The organism is Kluyvera sp., assembly GCF_047971185.1.
Taxonomy (GTDB): Bacteria; Pseudomonadota; Gammaproteobacteria; order Enterobacterales; family Enterobacteriaceae; genus Kluyvera.
Genome location: NZ_JBKDZH010000142.1, coordinates 1 through 2,729 on the forward strand (window position 1 = coordinate 1; position 2,729 = coordinate 2,729).

1 protein-coding gene is annotated in these 2,729 nt (G+C 43.6%); it reads left to right on the forward strand.

Features of this window, described 5'->3' with window-relative positions:
• Positions 1-2,187 precede the first annotated feature (2,187 nt).
• Positions 2,188-2,729 (forward strand): transposase family protein (locus tag ACK5JN_RS24030; protein WP_416872443.1); only part of this gene is annotated, 542 nt, incomplete at its 3' end.

A 2,729-nucleotide genomic window follows, 5' to 3' on the forward strand; every position in this document is an offset into this window, starting at 1 on the left:
ACTGCAAGTGGTGATGGGTAGGTGGGTAAAATCACAGCAGTAAATAAAGAGAAAAAATGCAATTAGAAGCAACTGTAAGACAAAACCTTAGTAAGGGAGGGTGGAGGGAAACCAGATTCGGGTCATAAGTCCTGGACATAGCTTTGGCTGTGGGTGTGAGTGACTCTATTTACCTTACTTATACAAATATGTATAAACAATGGCCACTTACAAAGGTTAAGTTCTTGTATGATAAGATTATAGCAACCGCTCCAAATTGTGGTAGAGTTTAAATATAGATCTTGTTAAAACCCTACAAAATGTGGTGCAACTTTATTTATGCTGCAAAAGCCTGCAATCTTATGGCTGGCAGCAACTTTATATAAGCAGTTTTTAATTTGGGTGCTTTGCCGTGACTGCTGCTGCTGGCTAAGGGTTAATAAGCTAAAACAGGGTTAATTAGCTAAAACATGAATTTTATAGCATGCAACAATAAATTATTAATCTACAAAGATATGTGATGAATGAAAAAAAAGAAAAAAGTTTTACACAACATACGTTTATGTTTTTACTTATATTTTGGTATGCTGTGTACTTACAATTATTATTTTGGTCTCTAGTCCTTGAGACTTCACCTGCAAGAGATGTTCAGTGAACGACAGGGGCAGAGGAGACTCACAGTATTGGTGATGGTGACAGTGGAAGGTGCAACAGCCACAGACACATTCCTCCAGGGAGGTGGATTGCTCTCCACCACCCTGTCAATGGCTGAGTTAAGGACCTCCATGCCTGATGGCCGTTCTACCTGCAGAAGCCCAACATACTGCACTCGCATTACTTTCTTGGGCTCCTCCATGGGTGTTGGGAAGGACTGTGCTGTAGAAGGGTCATCCATTTAACCACAATAAAGTTTTCAACAAACTTTTCTAGGAATGATTAATGATTATCACATATTAGTGGCTTGATTAATAACCTGCAAATCTATACTTGAAAAAGAAATCCTTTGTAAATATACACTATCAATGTACAAAAAACATACAGAAAGATAGTAAGTCATTCATTACAAAGTAGTCATCAGGGAAATGTATGGGTAGGACAGAGAGTCAAGGAAAGTCTCAGTAAAGAAGACAAAAATCAGAGAAGGAAGATCACTCACAGAAACTGGCTACAGTAACCAGCTGTACACTGTCCTGTGCAAGTCATGAATTTGGCCTTGATTATATAGTCAATGACACCAAATTACATCTCATACTCCATCAAGGCGTGAAACTCATTTTGCCTTACAAATTTCTTCCAGTTCAGCTCGCATGCATCCTTCAATTTCATTCCAGACCTACACATACAGTCTCTGTTAATACCATCTTGAAGTCATACCTAGCTTTCAATGCCAATATCAATGACATCAATTCATTTTACCATGCCTCTTCCCTTTATATTTTAGTATGACTACATCACCTCTTCAAACCTTTATTTTGTCTTGCTCATACTTTCTGTATTTCCTGTCTCTCCTGCACCACCTCATTCCTCACCTGCTCAGTCCTGTACATGCCCCAGATGATCTGTACCATACTAATTTTTAATGTTCTCACAAGTGCTTAACTTTCATTTAGCAGGATCAATGAAAATGGCAGACTTCACTTACATTAAATGAACGTGTATGAGACTGGCAGAAACAATCTAAGAGATGAACTGGTAGAAAATACTTATTAGGATGAATGTTAAATAAATAACTTGTGATATGCTTATTGAGGAAAGTTTGCTTAGGTTATGTTTACACCGGGCGGCGATCGACGTACGAGTGTGGGCGAGCTCAGTTTTTCGGAACATGTTGTCCACTCACACTAGTCGCGTGGACTCTCGGCACTGATCACCCAATAGCATTTACACCGAACATCACTGTGATCGATATAAGACTGAATTAGGGAGCGTGGTGCGACGGTGTGGCGACCAAGAAGCAATCGGTCGCACGTAACGCAACGGGCTCGGCCTCATCCTGCGAGAGCTCGCCTGGATGATAGTTGTGAGCGAGCATGACCCAGGGCAAGCCCATGGGGATAGCATTGTGACAGAGTTACGACATTTGGCAAGCGCGTTGTGAGCCTATTGCGACGGACTTGCGACTCGTGCGATTGACTGCGAGTTTGTGCGATCGAATTTTGACCAACATATGACATCTGCGTCACAGCCTACAGGGACGAAGTATTCAAGATGCCAACCACCCCTGACGAATGGAAGCAAGTGGCCTCAGAGTTCGAGAGAAGATGGCAAGTTCCTCATGTGACTGGAGCCCTGGATGGAAAGCATGTCAAGATCCGCCAGCCTGCAAACTCTGGAAGCGAATTCTGGTGCGTCTACAAGCACTGCTACTCAATCATCCTCATGGCCATGGTTGACGCTGATTACAAGTTCCTGTGGGTGGACACTGGGGGTGTTGTCCATCAGTCACATGCCCAGATCTACAATGCATCTGAGCTCAAGCAGTGTATCGAAGATGGCACCCTTGGCATCCCACCTCCTGAGCGTCTCCCTCAAGATCCCGAGCCTGATGATGACCATCCAGACCTCAAAGTGCCTTATTTTATCCTGGGTGACGACGCCTTCGCTCTGAGAACACACCTGATGAAGCCGTGGTCCAAGCGTCGGATGACCAAGGAGGAGGGCATCTACAACTCCCACATCTCCAGAGGGCGTCGCGTGGTGGAGAATGCATTTGGGATCCTAGCCAAGTCACTCATGGCGAGGCTGAATTG